Genomic DNA, 19,597 nt, shown 5'->3' with positions numbered 1-19,597 from the left:
CCTAGTTCCTTTTTAGGGAAACATAAGATCTCTGGAGATCGTCGCAAATGAATAAACAAATTTAAACGGATGAAAAAAAGTTCCATCATTCTAATCGCTATTATTGCAGTGGCCATTGCCATGATACTTGTTATCTATACGGATTCAAGTACCTACTCGACATTTTCCGAGGCAAAAGAAAAGAAAACAGAACTATATGTGGTTGGTCAGCTCAACAAAGATAAGGCGCTCCACTATGACCCAAAGACAGATGCCAACAAATTCAGCTTTTTCATGTACGACAATGACGGTACAGAGTGTGAAGTTGTCTTTAGAGGTGCAAAACCGCAGGACATAGAGCGTTCAGAGCAGATTGTATTGACTGGCAAAATGGACGGAAATGTGTTTAGAGCGAGTAAAATATTGATGAAATGTCCTTCGAAATATAACGATAAATCGGTCGTGACAGAAATCAATGCCACAGCTTTCAATAATTAATTTGTAAAATCAACTTTTCAATGGACGTTAATTACGTTGGTGAGCACCTGCTACCTGGGCAGATCGGACAGTTCTTTATTGTTCTTTCTTTTGGTGCCGCACTTTTATCTTGTATCGCTTATTTTTTCGCGACTAAAAACCCTGAAGAGACTTCATGGAAAAAGATCGCCCGCATCGCATTCTGGGTGAATGCAGTCTCAGTGGTAGCAGTCGGCGCAACTTTATTTTACATTATTTACAACCACTTTTTTGAATATAATTACGCGTTTGCACACTCTTCGAGAGACTTACCTACCTATTATATCATTTCCAGTTTTTGGGAAGGGCAAGAAGGAAGTTTCTGGCTGTGGACATTCTGGCAAACAGTACTGGGAGCGATATTGCTATTCAAAGCCAAAAGCTGGGAAACTTCCGTCATGACTTTTGTGATGCTTTGTCAAGCTTTTTTAGCCTCGATGATCATAGGGGTTGAATTATTGGGATTACGCATTGGAAGTTCGCCATTCATCCTCCTACGTGATGCAATGAATTTCCCTATCCTGAAGGAAGCAAACTATCTGTCACTAATTAAAGACGGTAACGGATTAAATCCGCTCCTACAAAATTATTGGATGGTCATTCATCCACCCACCTTATTCCTTGGTTTTGCTTCGATGATTGTTCCTTTTGCTTATGCCACTGGTGCTTTATGGACCAGACGCTATAAAGAATGGATCAATGCTGCTTTACCTTGGGCCCTATTTGCCGTTATGATTCTTGGAGCCGGTATTATTATGGGTTCATTCTGGGCTTACGAAGCGCTTAACTTTGGTGGCTTCTGGGCTTGGGATCCGGTGGAAAATGCGTCGATTATCCCTTGGTTCACCTTGATCGCTGCCGTACACGTCATGGTTGCCTATAAAAATTCAGGGCATTCCTATTTCACCGCGACATTCCTGGCCATGATCAGTTTTGTGCTGGTGATCTATGCATCTTACCTAACACGCAGCGGTATCCTTGGCGAAACCTCCGTTCACTCGTTCACCGACTTAGGGATGAGTGGACAGTTGATTCTATTTAATGTTGCATTTTTAGCAATTATGATCGTCTTTCTTGTTGTTAAAAAGAAAGAAATGCCGATTACTGAAAAAGACGAAGATATTTATTCGAGAGAATTCTGGTTATTTATTGGTGCTTTGGTACTGACTGTTGCCTGTGCACAGATCATTGCCTCTACGTCTATTCCGGTATTTAACAAGATTTTTGGCACCAAGGTTGCGCCACCGTTGGAGCCAATCCAACATTATAATAAATGGCAGTCCGGTTTTGCGGTTATCGTCATGATTATGACCGGATTTACACAGTTCTTAAAATACAAACGCACCGATAGCCGCAAGTTCTTAGCATCTACTGTAGCATCGCTGGCTGTAGCCATTATCCTGACGGCGATTATTTCCTATTTTACCAAAACATATACCAACCTGATCTATATCCTGATCACTTTTGCCAGCATCTTTTGTATCCTGGCGAATATCCGGGTGCTGGGTGATGCAGTCAAAGGTAAGTGGAAATTGGCCGGTTCTTCGGTTGCCCATATCGGTTTCGGATTATTGTTGATCGGCGCAATGGTCGCTGCTGCAACAAATGAAGTCATCTCGGTCAACAATACAGGGTACATTGCCGTATCGGGCTTTGACAAAGTGGAAAAGCCGGGTGAAAACCTATTCCTAACTGAAGGACAGCCCGTACAGATGGGTGAATATAAAATCACGTATATCGGTGACAGTATTGTAGCACCAAATACGTATTACAAAATCAAGTACGAACGTGTTGACGAGGAAACAGGTAAAGTGAAAGAAGAATTTGTGCTGCAGCCTTTCGCGCAAAATAATGCTAAAATGGGCGGTCTGATCGGTACTCCGGCAACCAAACATTATATGACACATGATGTATATACGCTGATTACTGCTGCTGCAGCTGAAAGTCAGGCGCAGCACGCCAAAGTAGCGGACGAAGAAAAAACAGGTTTTGAAGATTATGAAGAACCTGCGACATATCAAGTCAGCATCGGTGATACCTTACGTTATCGCAACGGGTATTATGTTATTGAAGGGCTGAATAAAGAAGCGCAATTAGAAAAGATCCCGAAAGGCCCCAATGATGTGATGGTGGGTTTGAAAATAAAGGTTTTTGCGGCTGATAACAAACAATATGATGTGCAACCTATTTATTTGATCAAGGATGGTGGAGTTTATGACTTCAATAAAGATGTCACTGATCAAGGTCTTAAATTTAGGTTCACGGGAATCAAACCAGATAAGGATAAACTGGAAATCATGGTCTACCAAAAACCATTGCCTGAGAAAAAATGGGTAGTCTTTAAGGCAATCAAATTCCCCTACATCAACTTCTTTTGGTGTGGAACGATTGTCATGACCATTGGTTTCATCATGTCTATTGTCAGAAGAAATAAAGAGGAAAAACGAAAATTAGCAAAATAATGAACATTGTTATCTTAGGGAGCGGAAATGCCGCAACACATTTCGGACAAGCATTTCAACTGCTAGGACATCAGATCGTTCAAATCTATAGTAAAACAAAGGCCAATGCGGATGCATTGGCCTTTGCACTTCAATGCCCAGGTACAGACGATCTAACCCAACTGCTGGCCAATGCTGATCTTTATCTTATCGCCGTATCTGATCAGGCTATTCCTACACTTGTAGAAACAATGCCACAGGACATCAATGGAATTGTTGTGCACTGTTCTGGAGCAACCGATATGGCTATCTTGAACCGCTTCAGGAATTATGGTGTCATCTACCCACCGCAATCGCTCTCCAAAAACAAAATCGTTGACTTTTCGCTCATTCCCTTTTGTGTCGAAGGAAACGATGCCAGCAATGCGGACGGCTTACTTCAGCTGGCACGCACGTTTTCTTCCCGAAGCATCCTGTGTAATTCACAGCAACGATTGGCGATCCATCTATCTTCAGTCATGGTCAACAACTTTGCAAATATTCTATATCAGTTCGCTTATGAGCTGCTAGAAGAGTATAATCTTTCCTTTGATCTGGTCAGACCGATCATTTTGGAAACGGCAGAAAAAGTTCAAAATCACATTCCGATAACAGTTCAGACAGGTCCCGCAATCCGGGAAGATGAAGTAACACAGCAAAAACATTTGAAATTTATTAGCAATAAACCAGATTTACAGCAAATCTATCAACTTTTGTCGCATCAGATTACTAAAAGAAAATAGTTTGTTAGAAACAGTTATAAACTTGTCAAAACTTATTCTGGCATAGTAAATATAACTATTTACTTGGGGAACTTTAGTACATTTGCTCTGTCCAAAAGCGCATTTTGGAATGCTAATTGAGCAGTAATATATTCAATTGGACGAAACATTAAAATAGCGAATTAAAACTAAACAATCGTATTTTCTATGGAAGTTAGAAAACTCATTATTTCAATAATGATTGTGATTAATTTAATCATTGTATCATTTGGCTTTATATTTACATCGAGCTGGTTTTGGTTACTGATCATTCCATTCCCATTATTGTTGATCGCCTTATACCATAGTTTCCAAACCAAACATGCAATTTTACGCAATTATCCCTTGGTTGGTTACTTTCGTTATATCTTCGAATCCATTCGCCCCGAATTGAGACAATACTTCTGGGAATCCGATATGGATGGTCGTCCGTTCAATAGGAGACAGCGCTCCATTGTCTATCAACGGGCAAAAAATCAGCGCGAGACAGTTGCATTTGGTATGCAAACAGATCCACAGGCTGTTGGGAATGAATGGGCCGCGCATTCCGTATTCCCCTGTCATATTGAGAATCATGATTTACGGACTAAAGTTGGGAATGAAGCTTGTAAAAAACCATATAGCTTAAGTGTATTCAATATCTCAGCAATGAGTTACGGTGCATTGAGCAAAACCGCTATTACTGCCTTAAACAAGGGTGCTGCACTACAGAATTTTGCCCATAATACTGGTGAAGGTGGTATCAGTGATTACCACAACAATGGAGGCGATTTGATCTGGCAGGTAGGTACAGGTTATTTTGGCTGTCGTAATTCGGAAGGTAAATTTGACCCTGAACTTTTTAGGGAGAAGTCAAACCGTGAAAATGTGAAAATGATCGAACTTAAGCTTTCACAGGGGGCAAAACCCGGCCATGGTGGTATCTTACCGGCGGCAAAGAATACACCTGAAGTTGCGGCAATACGTCACGTCATCCCTGGAACAGATGTGATGTCCCCGCCTGCACACAGTGCCTTTTCCTCACCAACGGAAATGATGCATTTCATCCAGCAAATGCGCGACCTTTCGGGTGGAAAACCGATCGGATTTAAAATATGTATCGGTGACAAACATGAATTTATGGACATCTGTCATGCTATGCAAAATACACAGATCTTCCCAGACTTTATTTCGGTCGATGGATCTGAAGGCGGTACAGGTGCTGCACCACTGGAGTTTACAGACAACTTGGGTATGCCGTTGTATGATGCATTGGCCTTTGTAACCAAAACCCTGATTGCATTTGGTCTGAAAAAACACATTAAGGTAATTGTATCAAGCCGTATTGTAACTGGTTTTGATATTCTAAAAGTGATTGCTTTGGGTGCCGACGCATGTTATAGTGCACGTGGAATGATGTTTGCCTTAGGTTGTATTCAAGCCCTGAAATGTAACGAAGACGTATGTCCGGTCGGTGTCGCAACGCAACAACCGCATCTGTATAAAGGGCTGGATGTGAACGACAAGTACGTACGTGTTGCTCAATTCCACCGTAATACACTACGCGCCACAGTTGAGATCATGGAAGCTTGTGGATTCAAAACCTTATCCGAAGTATCCGCCGATAAATTCTATCGCAAGGTGGATGCAATACGGACGTTAAGTTTTCAGGAAATCTATTTTGGTACCGAAGGAAAATTAGTCAATAGCCACACAGACTTTGAAAGCAAGCTTTTCGAAGATTAATTTCGATACAGCGACTATAGACAAGAAGCCCTCAGCGCGAGCAACGACTGAGGGCTTCTTGTTTTCTTTTCCCCTATAGGCCTTTCGGCACAGATAATTTCATAATACGTGTGATTCTCAAAGATCTCGCCGATATTATTTCAAATTGAATAACACGCGATGTAAGGCTGTATGCGACAACGCAATTTGATCGTCGGTCAATCCACCAAGGGCCTGTTCGATCGTATTATTGGCTTGCTTCATGCCTTCGTCCTTCATCTTTCGTCCAATTTTGGTCAAATAGATCAAATTCGATCGCCTATCGTTCTTATCGTTGACACGGATAACCAGATTAAGTCGCTCTAGATTATTGATCAGGCGTGTGACACTTGGTTTGTCGCGAAATGTCCGAATCGCCAGCTCCTGTTGGGTCAGCCCCTCCTCTACCCACAGGTTGTACATAATACTCCATTGCTCCGAAGTAATACTTAATCCTGCCTCTTTGAGATTACGCTGTAATCTCCGCATAACAGCAATTGAATACTTTCCTGTCAGGAAATTATAAAAATACTCTTGCGATACTAAATCTTGGTCTAACATATAAATAATGGTTATGGTTGTTTACGCAACTTAAGTTGCTAATAAATATTATGCTCAAATCAAGATGAAAAAAACTAAACTTATTTTGGCTAATACTTAGCCTAAATTACGTTTTTCTACAGTTGTGTCAAACAAATTTTATCAACATGTAATAAATAGATGTTAATAAATCATCATAAACGATTTATAGTAGACTGAATTTAGGAATAAAAAAGGATACAAACAAAATAAATTGCTTGTCTTTATACCTAATTTTAGGAGAAATTCTCCCGCGGTAAGAATGAATTATCCGATTGTAAACGAATCAGAATCTTTTAAAAACGGAAATTTTTCACGGGCCTCTAGCAGGTCATTCGGATTTAATGTAAAGGTATATAAGTCTTCATCTTCGGGCTTATAGTAGACAACATCACCTAGCGGTGATATACACATTGATCCACCCGAGTAATAAATATCATTTCCGTCATGTCCCACGCGGTTCACTCCGACAACATAAGCTTGGTTTTCAATAGCGCGTGCAGGAATAAGTGCTCTCCAATGTGCCGAACGTTTGTCAGGCCAGCTAGCTGTATAAACTAGGATATCGTATGCAGCATTTTGATTCTTGGACCAAACCGGGAACCGAAGGTCATAACAGATCATAGGACATATTTTCCAGCCTTTGATATCGACTAAAATACGTTCGTTGCCAGGCTCAAAATATTCACTTTCTTTGGACATGCCAAAAAGATGACGTTTATCGTATTTCACATATTTGCCATCAGGAAACATCCAAACAAAGCGGTTATAGTATTTTCCCCCCTCTTCAATGATCAATGAGCCGGCGACAACACAATTCAATGAACTTGCCATTTCAAACAGCCATCTCGTGGTAGGACCATTGGCTGGTTCAGCACATTTTTCGACGTTGTTCGTGAATCCCGTATTAAACATCTCCGGTAAAATAATCAAATCTGTTTTTTCGCGTAACGCGGATAGCCTCAATGCCAGATTATTCAGATTTTTTTCAATATTTTCCCAGAATAAATATGCTTGAAATACGGTAATTTTTAAAGGATCCATGAACGTTATCTAAAATTTATTTAATTATTTAGTACAAAATAGCCATTTATTGGCAAAATACGAATTTTAACGGAATTTTCTATCTATTGCTGTCTAACCAAAAGGCTATTTGCTAACAGTAATAACGCTTCCTTACGTTCGTTTGGTACATCCAATGCGCTCATTTTTTCAAATGCACGCTGTGTATAGATATCCTTTAATTCATCTGCCGATTTTCGGACCTGATACTTATCATATAAGCTGAGCATATCTTCAACTTTTGTCGGAACAGTCTCAACCGTCGAATCTAATAAATGCTGCATGAACGGAACATCTTCTTGAGCAATCACCGCCATCAGCTTAACCAATAAAAAGGTCTTTTTATTGATCATAATATCACCGCCAACGATTTTGCCAAAAGTATCCGGATCACCATAGGCGTCCAATATGTCATCCTGCAATTGGAAAGCCAAACCAACATTCTCCCCAAAATCATAAATCAATTGTTGCTGCTGTTCGTTCGCCCCTGAAAGGATGGCGCCCAATTGCAATGCCCCTCCCAGGAGTACAGATGTTTTCAAACGGATCATCTCCAGATATTCGTCCATAAGCAGTGAAGCGCGAACCTCATAATCCATATCAAGCTGCTGGCCTTCGCAGACTTCCATGGCGACTTTGCTCAAAATCCGCAAGGTTGCCGGCAGATAAACCGGATTACATTTGGAGATCTCTTCGTAAGCCTTAACCAACAGTCCATCTCCGGACAGAATGGCAATATTGGCATCCCACTTTTCATGAACCGTGGTTTTCCCCCTTCGCAAAGGTGCCTTATCCATCAGATCATCATGTATCAAGGAAAAGTTATGAAAAAATTCCACAGCCTTTGCGGCCGGAATAATTTCGTCCATTTCTTGCATGCCAAATAACTCGGCCGCCATCAATGTTAGCACTGGCCTAACCCTCTTGCCGCCCAAAGTCAATATATACCGTATTGGATCATATAAATTTGTTGGAGTTTCAGGAAATTGACTTGTCTCTATCGCCTCTATCACGAGCTGTTGTAAGTGTTGCATATATCTTTACGATCGAATCATGCGAATATAGTAATAACATAATAGAAATGCCAATTTTGTCCCTTCCAAAGCAAGTCAGGTCAAAATTGTACATTTGTATAAGTCTTTTGTTATGCGCATACTGATTATCCATACATTTTATCAAAGTCCCGGAGGGGAAGATACTGTGTTTCAACAGGAATCATCACTTCTGTCCCAAGATCACCAGGTACATACGCTTACCTTTCAAAATAAAAAAGGTTGGCGGGGCGCCCTTCAGACACTAGGTTCCGTCTGGAATATTTTCGCTGCAAACAGATTAAAAAAAGCGATGCGGGAATTCAAACCTGATGTTGTGCATCTCCATAATACGCATTATGCCTCTGGCCCGCTCCTGATACGTACGATCGCTAAACAGGATGTTCCTCAGGTAATGACACTGCACAATTTTAGGCTTCTTTGTCCATCGGCGACGCTCTACCACCACAATCACCTGTTTCTGGAATCTTTAAAAGAAGAATTTCCCTGGACAGCCGTTAAAGAAAAAGCATTTAATGATTCGATCATTAAGACATTCCTCCTTGCGTTTAACAACTGGTTTCACCGCAAAATAGGGACCTGGCAAAAAGTCAATCGGTATATTAATCTAAGCAGCTTTGCCAAGTCCATATTTGCCGATTCAACATTAAGAATAGCTCCCGAAAAGTTTGCCGTAAAACCCAATTTTGTTTTTCCGTCGGCTTTGAGTACCGAAATTCCAAAGCCCTATTTTATCTATGTAGGCAGACTATCAGACGAAAAAGGAATATTAAATCTGATTGAGTCGGTGAAAGGGACGAATCTGGAACTGAGGATCATCGGTGGCGGCCCACTCGAAGAGGAGGTTGTAAAAGGAATAAGGGACTATGCCAATATCAGCTATCTCGGTTTTAAACCCCGAACGGAGATTTTACCACTTGTTGCTGCCGCGCAGGCGCTAATTGTTCCCTCCATCTGCTTTGAGGGAATGCCGATTACGATCCTTGAGGCCTACTCTGTCGGTACAGCGGTGCTCTGTTCAAACTTAGGTCCTCTACCGGAAATGATTATCCAGGACAAAACCGGACAGACATTTGATCCTCACAATAAAGATGAAATTGTTGCTTGCCTGACGCAATGGAATGCCAAGCAAACAGATGAAAAAGATGAGATAAGAAAGACCTGCCTTGCCTATTATTTTAGTAATTTTACTCCTGAAATAAACGAGAGCGAATTATTAGCGATCTATAAAGACGCTATTGAAGATAAAAAATTGAACAAATGAGCATTATTGTAATGGATAAGCTGGGTTTGGCACCTCAAATCCAAGCTACACTGGAAACGATTTATGATCCGGAATTAAAGCCAGCAAATATTGTGGATCTGGGACTTGTCTATGAAATTATTACGAAGGAAGATGGCGTTGCAAAAATCGTCATGACACTAACTGCTCCCGGCTGTCCGGTGGCAGGTGAAATCATGAATGAAGTGCAGGAAAAAGTTGCCGGAATAGAGGGAATCAAAGAAGCCTTAGTGGAATTGACTTTTGATCCGCCATGGACCAAGGATATGATGTCTGAAGAAGCGAAGCTTGAACTTGGATTCCTGTAGACATTGTTTTAGAAAATATGTAATGCCTCCAAAAGACTATATAGGAGGCATTTTTATGATGATGCTATTTTTTTAAGTATATCGTGCTTGCTAGCGATCAGTGCGAAAAAAATAGCATTAGAATTATCCAGTACTATTATTTTCCAGGTCGCTCAATTTCTTCAGGGGTTTGGCTGTATTGGCATCACTTCCAAAGAGTAATTTCCACAGATTGCGGGATTCTTTGGTCAAGAGCGGTGACACAATGGAAAGGATCAAAACGTAAACCACAACGAATGATTGGATAACAGGGAGCAAAGCCCCCGCTTTACCGATATTTGCCATGATAATCGAAAACTCTCCACGTGCAGAGAGGGTAAAACCAATGTCAAAGGATGTTTTCGGTTTCATCCCGGAAAATTTCGCAGCGAAATAACCTGAGGCCAGATTTCCCATTATCGTCACCAAAGCAGCTATTGAGGCCCAGAATACCGCTCCACCCAAGGACATGATATCAATAGAGAGTCCGAAGCTAAAGAAAAACATTGCTCCAAAAAAATCCTTATAAGGGAGTACCATCGCTTCAATTTTCTTAATGTACTGCGAATCTGCCAACACCAATCCTGCCATCAATGCGCCTATTGCCTCAGCAACATGGATGGTCTCCGAAAATCCGGCAACGATAAAAAGCAGGGCAAAGATGACCAATATAAATAATTCGGAAGTCTTTTCCTTTAATAAACGGTCTATGGCTGGTACCAACTTGCGTCCCAAAACCAAAAAAGCTAGGATAAAGCCCAATGCCAGCAAGGAAGTCCCTGCTACCGCCCAAAAGGAGCTGCTACCTGTTAATATCAATCCTGAAAGAAAGGAAATGTGCATGGCAATAAACAGATCATCAAACATGATCATTCCCATAATCACCTCTGTCTCTGGATTTGCCGTTCGTTTAAGGTCAGTGAGTACCTTAGCAACTATTGCTGTCGAAGAGCTGGTCATGATACCACAAAGCACCATCATCTCCTTAAAAGGCATATCCATCAACCACCCGATCAATAATCCCGAGGTAAAGTTGAGCAGCACATAGATTGTTCCTCCAGTTACAATAGCTTTACCGGATTTAATCAGTCGATTAACTGAAAATTCGAGTCCCAAATAGAACAAGAGGAACAATACCCCTAGCCGGCCCATAAAGTCGATAAAGGGTTTGCTTTCTGTAAATGTCAGGTCTACCAATCCTATCTGAGGTGCATGCTGCCCCAAAACCATCCCTATAATAATGAAAAAAGGAATAACGGAAAACTTAAGCCTGTTGGCAATCAATCCAACAATAGCAACAAGTCCGACTGCGATTCCAATTTCCAATATTAGGGTATGTGATAGCATAGATTACAGTAAAATTTCCTTTAAAAGTTTGATGTTGTTTTTCTTTCCAGCAATGACCAAAGTCGTTCCCGGAGTAATCAGATAAGATGGTCCTGGGTTGATGACCGTTTCATCATCTCTGATCCCGGCAATGATGGACGCTCCTGTACGTTGCCGTACCTCCAATTCACCGATCGTTTTCCCAGCCCCTTCCCATTTGCCTTCGAGCTTGTACCATTCGATACGCAAGTCATCCAAAGCCACTTCAATTGTTTCCAATGCCTTGGGTTTATAGGAAAGACCGCCTATAATACCCGCGATCTGACGAGACTCATCATCATTAAGTGTCATCACACAACGTGATTCATGCTCCTCATCATCATAACGATACAGTTCCCGTCGACCATCATCGTGGATCACAACAACCATATTGTCTCCCGCATCGGTTTCAATTTGAAATTTCTTTCCAATTCCAATCAGATCGGATTCTCTTACAATAGACATAATCTTCTATTTAAATAAATACCAATAATAATAGCGAAACGCTATTTTACTAAAAACAAATTTAACCAAAAATTCAATCTTAAACGAATCCTCTTCGCGCGATGAAAAGGGATATAAATAAGCAGATCACCCCAAAATACTAAAAAAAGATCAGAAAAACGAGTTTTTATGCATTCCATTTTATCTCAAATGCATAAGGTCATCCTATACATGATTGAAAGACCGTTCCGGCCCAACCCTAAATAAGCTATTCCTTACAGGAACTCAAAAACACTATAATTTCTTTATCGCAGTCAATTTTCGGGTTCAAATATTAGTTAAGGTTATTAAAATCAAATATTCACATTTTTATTACAAAGATGAATTTCTATAACGTTTTCGTAGTTCGTGCAATCGTTTGTTCAAAGATGCAAAGAAACGGCACCGCTTAATTTCTTTATACTTGTCGCCATTAAAACTAGCGAATCTAAATTACACACTATGGTCAAAAAGAGTCATCTCATTCTACTGACACCCTTAACAATTCTTTCAGTAGCAGCGCCTTTTTATGTAGCAGCGCTTCCTAATAATGCTAGGACAGCCATTGTCCAAGTTGTCCCTCAACAATCCATTTCGGGAAAAGTGGTAGACGAAACGGGAAAACCTATTAGCGGTGTCACAGTATCAGAGAAAGGTAAAACTGCAGCCACCACTACTGGACAAGATGGAGGATTTACACTAACAGTCACATCACAAAATGCCACATTGGTCTTTAATTCCATTGGATTTATTGCACAAGAACTACCAGCTTCCCAAGTAGCTCAAGTAATCCTGAAAAAATCCGAAGACATGCTGGAAGAAGTTGTCGTTGTTGGTTACGGTAAACAGAAGAAAAGCGACCTTACCGGTAGCGTTGCTACTGTGGAAGCTAAGTCTTTAGATCGGATCAATTCTCCGAACATCGTCGATAAGCTACAGGGCAAAGTCTCCGGCTTATCGATCAATTCTGGAAATGCCAAGCCAGGAGAAACCGCAGCGATCAATATTCGTGGCGAAAATTCTATCTCTGCTTCCAATTCACCCTTGATTATCTTAGATGGAATTCCTTTTAGTGGTTCACTTGGAGATATCTCATCCAATACCATTGCCAGCATTTCCGTACTGAAAGATGCGTCATCTACAGCGATCTATGGATCACGTGCCGCAAATGGGGTCATTTTGATTACTTCCAAAAAAGGCGCTGCCGGAAAAGCGCGCATCAATTACAATGGTTATTTTGGGCTCCAGAGTGTAGAACGTCGCCTGAAATTGATGAATGGCCCTCAATACATTCAGTTTATGCGCGACTATCAAGCCTCTAAAGGCAATACAGGAGATCAGCTTAATCCCGAAAACTACCTTTTTGCGAATGTCTTGGAACAGTATAAGAAAGGTGAAGAAGTCAATTGGCAGAATGAAGCCTTTAATAATGCCGCTCCAATGCACGAACATCAGCTCAGTTTTTCTGGCGGTACTGACAAATCTGATTATTATGCATCAGTAAGTTACCTCAATCAGGATGGTGTGGTCAAAAACACACCATACGAACGCTACAATGTCAATCTAAATCTCAATCAAAGCCTAAATTCATGGCTCAAATTGGGCTTGACCATGCAGGCTTCACAGGGCAACCGGGATGGTATACAACCCAACCTAGAAAGCGTGGTAAAACTAGCTCCTTATAGCAAAAACAGGGATGAAAACGGTACAGCTGTCACCTATCCAATGTATGCACAAACATTATGGGGCCACCCATTCGCAGACGAAAATGGTCAATGGGATGAAACTAGACGGACTCTTTATGCAAACTCCTGGATAGATGTCAAGCTTCCGATTGAAGGACTAAGCTTTAAGTCTACATTTGGTACGAACTACAGAAATATCAATGAAAACTCCTACTATGGTTCAAATACTTTAACAGGCCGTGGTGTGAATGGACGGGGAGAAATAAAAAATGATCATTTCTGGGATTGGACATGGGAAAATCTCCTGACTTATGACCGCACTTTTGGCGACCATAAAATTAACGTGGTGGGACTTTATTCCTCTCAAAAGACTAACCTCAAGACATCCAAAATGACTGGAGATGATTTTGTTTCCGACGCAGGTTACAACAACATGGCTTCTGCTTCCAAAAACTTAAAAATGGAATCTAAGCTTGAAAACACGGCCATGATTTCCTATATGGGACGGATCAACTATGCATTCAAAGATCGCTACTTACTAACTTTAACAGGTCGTTCGGATGGTTATAGCGCTTTTTCCATTGATAACAGGTATGCCTTTTTCCCTTCCGTCGCCGGAGCGTGGGTCATTTCCAAAGAAGGTAATGTACAAGACTACTTTGATTTGCTAAAACTACGTGCTTCGTATGGTAAAAACGGGAACCAGGCCGTGTCTCCCTACCAGACCTATGATCGCTTGACAAATGTAGACTACATATATGGATTAGATCCTGTCAAAGGGTTAGTGATGAATTTCAATGGACGCGGCAGCAATTTGACTTGGGAAACTACCTCATCCTTAAACCTTGGTTTAGATTTCGGCATTCTTAAAAATCGTCTTTCTGGAACGATTGATTATTATACATCCAAGACAACAGATCTCTTACTGAGCGAGCAAGTTCCGGTGATGAATGGCTATAATACCATTTTGAATAATATTGGTGAAACTTCCAACAAGGGATTTGAAGTCACTTTGAACGCCGTTAACATCAAAAATGACAATTTCCAATGGAATACAACGGTTAATTTTGCATACAACAACAATAAGATAACGAAATTGCGAGCAGATGGAAAGGATGATTTGACCAATGCCTGGCTTATTGGCAAACCAATACGCATTTTTTATGATTACAAAGTAATCGGGGTATGGCAGGAAGGTGACGATATTGCAAACTCTTATCAGCCAAAAGCAAAACCAGGTGATGCAAAATTAGCGGATTTAAATAACGATGGAAAAATAGATGCGAATGACCGCACAGTCATGGGCAACAAGATTTCACCTTATACCCTTGGCATCGGCAATGATTTTACCTACAAAAACTTCTCTCTTTCTATTTTTATGAACGGTGCTTTTGGCGGCACAAAAGTGGATGACTTTAAAAATATAGAACGTTTTCTACCTAATAATGGTGCTAATTATCTCGCAGATATGTCTTACTGGACGCCAGAAAACCCAAACACAGATATACCGTCTCCGGGTTACACACCTGTTAACAACCATACCTACTACATCAATTCAGCATATTGGCGAATTCGCGATTTGAGCCTGGGCTATACTTTTGAAGGTGATTTTTTAAAGCGATTAAATCTTTCCTCTGTTAGAGCATTTATTAACGCCCGTAATATCTATACATTCTCCAAAATAAAAGGATACAATGTGGAAGCATTGGGTGTCAGTTCAACAACGGGAAATCCAACTACGACCAATATCGCCTACCCTTATCCTGTCGCCAGAACATTCTCATTGGGATTAAATGTCCAATTTTAAACATCTCTACATCATGAAGAAAAGAAATACAACTTTATATGCAGTCGTTGCCGGTATAAGCTTAATCTTTATCGGCTGCAGCAAAAACTTTTTAAACGAAGATACCAGCAGTTTTCAGTCGCCAGACAATACTTATATTAACACCAAAGGCTTCGAAACTGGATTGAATGGTCTTTACGCTTATGCTCGGATGGAATTCTGGACCTGGAACGGCAGTATATTCTCTCAGGGAGCTACTCCGCAGGAGGCCCTACAGGTCGGTACAGACATTGTAGCGATCAAAACCACGGGAACCGATGCGACTTTAGCGCCTTTTAGCAATTATAGCCTTAACCCGGCTTCGTCTTATGTGCGCAATTATTGGAAGTATGCCTATGGTTTTATCGGAAATACCAATATTATCCTGGAAGCATTAACTAAAAACACGATCCAATGGACAGACAAAGAGAATGATCCAAAACGTGTAGAAGCTACAGCTCGTTTCTTCCGTGCTTATAGCTACCGTTATCTGATCAACCTATATGGAGATGTGCCTTGGGTAGACAAGGTATCTGCAACACCGCGCCGCGATTTTACCCGTACACCCAAAGCTGAAGTCTTGGCACATATGATCGATGACCTTAAGTACGCTGGAGACAACCTTCCTAACAACCCAGGAACTGTACAGGAGGGGCAATTGACAAAATGGGCCGCGTTACATTACCTAGCAGAAGCCTATATCGAAGCAGGACAGCCTGATCTGGCCGTGGAAGCAGCAAATAAAGTCATTCAAAGTGGCTACTTTAAGCTGAATGATCAACGCTTTGGGGCTGAGAAAGATAAAGCTGGTGACTATTTCCACGATATGTTTATCGAAAACAATCAAAATCGTTCATCTGGTAATCAAGAAACCATTTGGGCAATCCAGCTGGAATATAATACCCAAGGTGGTGGAGACAATTATACGGATTGGAGCAAACGCGCATGGGTACCCTTTTATTCACAACAAAAAGGTTTTGTCCTTGCTGACTCACTTGGCGGAAGGGGCCTTGGCCACGTACGTCCTTACCAATGGTGGCTGGATAGTTATGAAAAACAAGATGTCAGAAATTCACCTTACAATATCAAGCGGGACTGGTATTATAATGACCCTTCTGTTCCAGAGCTATATGGCAAGAAAATTGTGCTGACCGATGCCATCATCGCTTCGGGAAATGTGTTTCCAACAATTACCAAGTTCTTCTATGGAAAAACGGCTGCAAACCCGGCATTTGAAGGCAATATGAAGGATCGGGTTAAAATACGATTGGCAGAAACCTATCTTTTACTGGCTGAAGCTTATATGCGAGCGAATAAACCTGACTTTGCGAAAGATGCCATCAATGCCGTGCGTGCCCGTGCCAAAGCGTCTCCCATAAATGCCTCGGCAATCAACGAAGATTTTATATTGGATGAGCGCGCAAGAGAGCTTATGGGCGAAGAAATGCGCAGAATGACGTTATCTCGTTTCGGGGCCGACATCTTCCTACGCCGTGTACAAACACTTAATCCGCAATCTAAAGATGTGGTCAAGAAAGAATTTATTCTTTGGCCTATTCCACAGGAAGTCATTGACAGCAATACTGGCGCTGCTTTCCCGCAGAATGCCGGATATTAAAGCTTAGATAAAAAAGCCTCATAGAACCTAAAATCTATGAGGCTTTTTGGTTGATATATCATCCATTTTCGCTCGCGTTATTGTGCTTCAACCAGCTTATAACTTCCATCGGGCCGCAGTTGGCCACAGCCAATGGTTATGTTTTTGGAGTGATAGAATAAAAAGGTCCAACCTTCTGGAGCGCCTTCCGCCCAATAAGCTTGGCGCAATTCTTTGGAGCGTCGACCATCAAAATCATATTTAGCCACGTAATTATGAAAAATTTCCTCAGGCTCAGGTAATACATCGCCGCCGAAAAAATAATGTTCTCCTCCTGTTCGGATGTGAAATGCTTGGTGATTTGGTGTATGTCCGCCATTATGCACATAGCTGATTTCAGTATTTATTTTTCCTTCCCCCTCGACCAACACAAGGTTTCCGCTCCGTTGGACAACATCAAAAATCTCTGTACGATACGAACTGGAGATACCAGAATAGGCATCCTCCCATTCGCCCCTTTGTACAATATATTCAGCCTCCGGAAATGCAATACGGGGCGATCCACCTTCCATCTTTACCATACCGCCCGCATGATCCTTATGCAGATGTGACATCAATACATATTTTACATCACCGGGTTCGTAACCTAATTTGCGGATGTTATTGTACAGCTTCAGAACACCACGGCCATCCGTATGCCCCAGGCCGGTATCACAGATCACAATATCTGATTCTGTTTTGATCAAAAAAGGATGTACATGGATAAACATGGATCCAGGACGATCTTTTGGATCATCTACAAGCGGATCAAAGGGAACGAATTTTCGACTTTTATCAACGGAAAAAGAACCTTCATATAAAGAATATGCCTGTACCATATTTAAAACATTGGGAATATGAACGTTAAGCAACAGATGGTCAATACCAGGTTTAGGAATTAGGTAAGTCCAGCCTTAAAACGTATATTTACACTTAAAATATTGTGCAAAGATATGCAAAAAAGGTGGGTACTAAAATCTAAAACTGATGTCAAAATAACCAACAAACTGCGCGAGGAATTAAATATCAACGCTGTATTAACAGAGTTGCTCGTCAGCAGGGGAATTGGAAGTTTTGATGAAGCAAAACAGTTTTTTAGACCACAATTGTCTGACTTGCACGATCCATTCTTGATGAAAGATATGGAGAAAGCCATATCCCGAATCATTCAGGCCATTGGCAACAAAGAAAAAATTCTAATCTATGGTGACTACGATGTCGATGGCACAACTGCCGTAGCTGTAGTCTACAGCTTTTTCAGAGAATTCCATAGTCAGCTTGAGTTTTATATTCCCGACCGTTATGCGGAGGGTTATGGTATCTCTACGCAAGGCATTGATTATGCTGCTGCAAACGGATTTACTTTAATTATCGCATTGGATTGTGGCATAAAGGCCATTGATAAGATTGAGTATGCCAACAGCAAAGGGATAGACTTTATCATCGGCGACCACCATCTGCCGGGAGAAGAACTTCCGAAGGCATTCGCAGTGTTAGATCCAAAGCGTGTCGATTGTGATTATCCGTATAAAGAACTTTCGGGTTGTGGCATCGGATTCAAGATCATTCAGGCTTTCATCCTGACCAATGGCATGGATATCAATGCCTGTTATCAATTTTTGGATCTGGTTGCAGTGAGTATAGCATCAGATATCGTCCCAATTACTGGTGAGAATAGAATCTTAAGCCACTTTGGATTGATCAAACTCAACACCAACCCTTGTGTTGGACTAAAAGCCCTGATTGACCTTTCCAATAATAGAACAAAGACCTTCACGGTCAATGATATTGTCTTTCAGATCGGCCCGCGGATCAATGCCGCTGGAAGGATCGACCATGCCAAGGATGCTGTTAAATTATTAATTTCAAAATCCTTACAGGAGGCCAAAGATTTTAGTTCGAGTATCGATGACCAAAATAATGTCCGTAAGGATTTTGACCTGAAGATAACCGAGGAGGCGCTGGCTCTGATTGAAGAAAATATCGTACTTAAAAGTCGAAAATCTACCGTATTATACAAAGCAGACTGGCATAAAGGTGTCATTGGCATTGTTGCTTCCCGGTTGACTGAAAAATATTACCGCCCGACCATTATATTGACAGAAACAAATGGTCATATCGCAGGATCTTGCCGTTCGGTGATCGGGTTTGATTTATATGAGGCCCTAAACGAATGTGCGGACCTGCTCGAACAGTTCGGAGGACATAAATACGCCGCTGGACTAACCATGTCACTTGACAATGTAAGTCTGTTTCAGGATCGCTTTGAAGAGGTGGTGGCCCGAAGGATCAGTCCGGAGATGCTGACACAGGAAATCCTGATCGACGCCAAACTTCATTTAAAGGATATCGACGCAAAGTTTTTCCGCATACTCCAGCAGTTTGAACCATTTGGTCCACAGAATGAAGCACCGATTTTCCTGAGTAAGAAGGTAAGTTCGGTAGGTTCGGCTTTCCCCGTCGGAACAAATCATTTAAAGATGACTGTGGTTCAGGAAGACTCTGCCCCTTTTGACTGTATCGGTTTCGGATTGGCCGAACACATCAATCTTATCAATTCAGGCCAGAGTTTCGATATCTGTTATAGTATCGAGGAAAACGTGTGGCGCAACAAGAGAAACCTACAGCTTAACATCAAGGGAATTCGATATTAGTATGTTGTTATCTGAATATGTGTACTTAGATTCTTAAACATAAAGCATTACAGCAGTCTAAATACTACGATCTAAATACTTAATACTAAGAAGATATTAAATATATTTACCATAGATTTGCATCAAAATGCTCCAACAGCGATTCCGCATCAAATTCAGTTTGATCTGT

The 19,597-nt window shown here is 41.2% G+C and carries 15 protein-coding genes; 9 read left to right on the top strand and 6 right to left on the bottom strand.

From position 1 onward, the window contains the following. Positions 1 to 69 precede the first annotated feature (69 nt). The 4 genes from HMAT_RS16450 to HMAT_RS16435 all read left to right on the top strand — a co-directional run bounded on the left by HMAT_RS16450 (position 70) and on the right by HMAT_RS16435 (position 5,461). Positions 70 to 477 carry a cytochrome c maturation protein CcmE gene (locus tag HMAT_RS16450; RefSeq protein ID WP_104383916.1) on the top strand — a complete coding sequence of 136 codons (408 nt, stop codon included), beginning with the start codon at positions 70 to 72 and terminating at the stop codon, positions 475 to 477. 20 nt (positions 478 to 497) lie between these two features. Further along, entirely contained in the window at positions 498 to 2,957 is a 2,460-nt protein-coding gene (locus tag HMAT_RS16445) for a heme lyase CcmF/NrfE family subunit (RefSeq protein WP_104383915.1), read from the top strand. Next, a complete protein-coding gene (locus HMAT_RS16440) occupies positions 2,957 to 3,718 on the top strand; it encodes a Rossmann-like and DUF2520 domain-containing protein (protein WP_104383914.1) in 762 nt (253 codons plus the stop codon). The genes HMAT_RS16445 and HMAT_RS16440 overlap by 1 nt, the downstream gene beginning before the upstream one ends. Before the next feature lie 186 nt (positions 3,719 to 3,904). Beyond that, complete coding sequence (locus HMAT_RS16435; RefSeq protein ID WP_104383913.1) at positions 3,905 to 5,461, top strand: FMN-binding glutamate synthase family protein; 1,557 nt, start codon at positions 3,905 to 3,907, stop codon at positions 5,459 to 5,461. A gap of 135 nt (positions 5,462 to 5,596) precedes the next feature. Here the strand turns inward: HMAT_RS16435 and HMAT_RS16430 are convergent, their stop codons facing one another. The 3 genes from HMAT_RS16430 to HMAT_RS16420 form a co-directional block, all read right to left on the bottom strand. Next, a complete protein-coding gene (locus HMAT_RS16430) occupies positions 5,597 to 6,040 on the bottom strand; it encodes a MarR family winged helix-turn-helix transcriptional regulator (RefSeq protein ID WP_104383912.1) in 444 nt (147 codons plus the stop codon). A gap of 285 nt (positions 6,041 to 6,325) precedes the next feature. Continuing rightward, positions 6,326 to 7,102, bottom strand: a complete 777-nt coding sequence (locus HMAT_RS16425; RefSeq protein ID WP_104383911.1) for an amidohydrolase — start codon at positions 7,100 to 7,102, stop codon at positions 6,326 to 6,328. Positions 7,103 to 7,185: 83 nt separating this feature from the next. After that, complete coding sequence (locus HMAT_RS16420; RefSeq protein ID WP_104383910.1) at positions 7,186 to 8,154, bottom strand: polyprenyl synthetase family protein; 969 nt, start codon at positions 8,152 to 8,154, stop codon at positions 7,186 to 7,188. A gap of 112 nt (positions 8,155 to 8,266) precedes the next feature. Between HMAT_RS16420 and HMAT_RS16415 the strand changes: the two genes are divergently transcribed. Beyond that, positions 8,267 to 9,436 (top strand): glycosyltransferase family 4 protein, encoded by a 1,170-nt coding sequence (locus HMAT_RS16415; RefSeq protein WP_104383909.1) that lies wholly within the window; start codon positions 8,267 to 8,269, stop codon positions 9,434 to 9,436. Next, entirely contained in the window at positions 9,433 to 9,762 is a 330-nt protein-coding gene (locus HMAT_RS16410; protein WP_104383908.1) for an iron-sulfur cluster assembly protein, read from the top strand. Before HMAT_RS16415 ends, HMAT_RS16410 begins: the two co-directional genes overlap by 4 nt. Before the next feature lie 123 nt (positions 9,763 to 9,885). Here HMAT_RS16410 and HMAT_RS16405 read toward each other — a convergent pair whose 3' ends face one another. After that, positions 9,886 to 11,127 carry a cation:proton antiporter gene (locus HMAT_RS16405; RefSeq protein ID WP_104383907.1) on the bottom strand — a complete coding sequence of 414 codons (1,242 nt, stop codon included), beginning with the start codon at positions 11,125 to 11,127 and terminating at the stop codon, positions 9,886 to 9,888. A 3-nt stretch (positions 11,128 to 11,130) separates the two neighbouring features. Then, positions 11,131 to 11,610, bottom strand: a complete 480-nt coding sequence (locus HMAT_RS16400) for a cation:proton antiporter regulatory subunit (protein WP_077438826.1) — start codon at positions 11,608 to 11,610, stop codon at positions 11,131 to 11,133. 480 nt (positions 11,611 to 12,090) lie between these two features. On the opposite strand from HMAT_RS16400, the gene HMAT_RS16395 reads away from it, so the two are divergent. Together HMAT_RS16395 and HMAT_RS16390 are read left to right on the top strand one after the other, a co-directional pair. Further along, on the top strand, positions 12,091 to 15,120 hold the full coding sequence (locus HMAT_RS16395; protein ID WP_104383906.1) for a TonB-dependent receptor: 3,030 nt from the start codon (positions 12,091 to 12,093) through the stop codon (positions 15,118 to 15,120). 13 nt (positions 15,121 to 15,133) lie between these two features. Next, the gene (locus tag HMAT_RS16390; RefSeq protein ID WP_104384046.1) at positions 15,134 to 16,756 is read left to right on the top strand and encodes a RagB/SusD family nutrient uptake outer membrane protein; all 1,623 of its coding nucleotides are present in this window, start codon (positions 15,134 to 15,136) and stop codon (positions 16,754 to 16,756) included. A gap of 77 nt (positions 16,757 to 16,833) precedes the next feature. Here HMAT_RS16390 and HMAT_RS16385 read toward each other — a convergent pair whose 3' ends face one another. After that, on the bottom strand, positions 16,834 to 17,613 hold the full coding sequence (locus HMAT_RS16385) for an MBL fold metallo-hydrolase (RefSeq protein ID WP_104383905.1): 780 nt from the start codon (positions 17,611 to 17,613) through the stop codon (positions 16,834 to 16,836). 114 nt (positions 17,614 to 17,727) lie between these two features. Between HMAT_RS16385 and recJ the strand changes: the two genes are divergently transcribed. Further along, a complete protein-coding gene (gene recJ, locus HMAT_RS16380) occupies positions 17,728 to 19,428 on the top strand; it encodes a single-stranded-DNA-specific exonuclease RecJ (protein ID WP_104383904.1) in 1,701 nt (566 codons plus the stop codon). The last annotated feature ends 169 nt before the right edge of the window (positions 19,429 to 19,597 follow it).

This window comes from Sphingobacterium sp. HMA12 (assembly GCF_002933815.1).
Taxonomy (GTDB): Bacteria; Bacteroidota; Bacteroidia; order Sphingobacteriales; family Sphingobacteriaceae; genus Sphingobacterium.
Note: the sequence above shows the minus strand (reverse complement) of the source record. Positions and strands in the feature narration are given on the sequence as shown.

Coding starts and splice junctions, on each gene's coding strand:
- HMAT_RS16450 (WP_104383916.1), top strand. CDS start 70: ATGAAAAAAAGTTCCATCATTCTAATCGCTATTATTGCAGTGGCCATT.
- HMAT_RS16445 (WP_104383915.1), top strand. CDS start 498: ATGGACGTTAATTACGTTGGTGAGCACCTGCTACCTGGGCAGATCGGA.
- HMAT_RS16440 (WP_104383914.1), top strand. CDS start 2,957: ATGAACATTGTTATCTTAGGGAGCGGAAATGCCGCAACACATTTCGGA.
- HMAT_RS16435 (WP_104383913.1), top strand. CDS start 3,905: ATGGAAGTTAGAAAACTCATTATTTCAATAATGATTGTGATTAATTTA.
- HMAT_RS16430 (WP_104383912.1), bottom strand. CDS start 6,040: ATGTTAGACCAAGATTTAGTATCGCAAGAGTATTTTTATAATTTCCTG.
- HMAT_RS16425 (WP_104383911.1), bottom strand. CDS start 7,102: ATGGATCCTTTAAAAATTACCGTATTTCAAGCATATTTATTCTGGGAA.
- HMAT_RS16420 (WP_104383910.1), bottom strand. CDS start 8,154: ATGCAACACTTACAACAGCTCGTGATAGAGGCGATAGAGACAAGTCAA.
- HMAT_RS16415 (WP_104383909.1), top strand. CDS start 8,267: ATGCGCATACTGATTATCCATACATTTTATCAAAGTCCCGGAGGGGAA.
- HMAT_RS16410 (WP_104383908.1), top strand. CDS start 9,433: ATGAGCATTATTGTAATGGATAAGCTGGGTTTGGCACCTCAAATCCAA.
- HMAT_RS16405 (WP_104383907.1), bottom strand. CDS start 11,127: ATGCTATCACATACCCTAATATTGGAAATTGGAATCGCAGTCGGACTT.
- HMAT_RS16400 (WP_077438826.1), bottom strand. CDS start 11,610: ATGTCTATTGTAAGAGAATCCGATCTGATTGGAATTGGAAAGAAATTT.
- HMAT_RS16395 (WP_104383906.1), top strand. CDS start 12,091: ATGGTCAAAAAGAGTCATCTCATTCTACTGACACCCTTAACAATTCTT.
- HMAT_RS16390 (WP_104384046.1), top strand. CDS start 15,134: ATGAAGAAAAGAAATACAACTTTATATGCAGTCGTTGCCGGTATAAGC.
- HMAT_RS16385 (WP_104383905.1), bottom strand. CDS start 17,613: ATGGTACAGGCATATTCTTTATATGAAGGTTCTTTTTCCGTTGATAAA.
- recJ (WP_104383904.1), top strand. CDS start 17,728: ATGCAAAAAAGGTGGGTACTAAAATCTAAAACTGATGTCAAAATAACC.